Here is a 529-nt window from a genome sequence, read left to right as displayed (position 1 = left end):
ATCCGCGACCTCTTGGACCCGCCGGGAACCATCCAACCATTGCTGGGCAAATGCTTCTTCCGCACTAGAGCGTTGCTGTGTCATCGGCGTAGCGCTCCTCGCGGCCTTCACCGTAAGCATCGCGCGCTTCCTTGGCAGCGGGTGACAGCGACTTCACCCATGGGCGCGAAGTGCAGGCGTAGCGGCCATCGTCGGCGGCGTGATCCTCGCCCGTGGTGTCGAGGTCTTCGGGGCGCGCCTGGTCGTGCTGCAACACCGGCACGGTCCGGATGAAATCCGTGCAGGTCGAGAACACGTAGAGCATCGGCCGACCGACCGACCAATCGACCGCACCATCCTCGCCGCGCCTTGCCGTCCCGATCAGGCGCGCCCGCATGCCATCCCAGCCGGACATCGGACCGCCGCGGTCGCGGCTGTCTGAGCGCGAGACGCGGGTGTTGTCGGCCTCGCGGAACGGGACCAGCTTCTCCTTGATCAGGACCTGGTTGATGCGCTCGGCGATCGACGGCCAGCCGTCTTCCTTGAAGGT

Annotated in this window: 1 protein-coding gene; it reads right to left on the bottom strand. The window is 66.4% G+C overall.

Features of this window, described 5'->3' with window-relative positions:
• Positions 1 to 64: 64 nt before the first annotated feature.
• The coding region (locus AACY45_RS27840; RefSeq protein WP_339548692.1) for a hypothetical protein at positions 65 to 529 on the bottom strand (465 nt) is incomplete at its 5' end.

This window comes from Pseudomonas sp. RA_35y_Pfl2_P32 (assembly GCF_963970735.1).
GTDB lineage: Bacteria > Pseudomonadota > Gammaproteobacteria > Pseudomonadales > Pseudomonadaceae > Aquipseudomonas.
The sequence above is the reverse complement of the archived record's forward strand: the minus strand, read 5'-3'. Positions and strand labels throughout refer to the sequence as shown.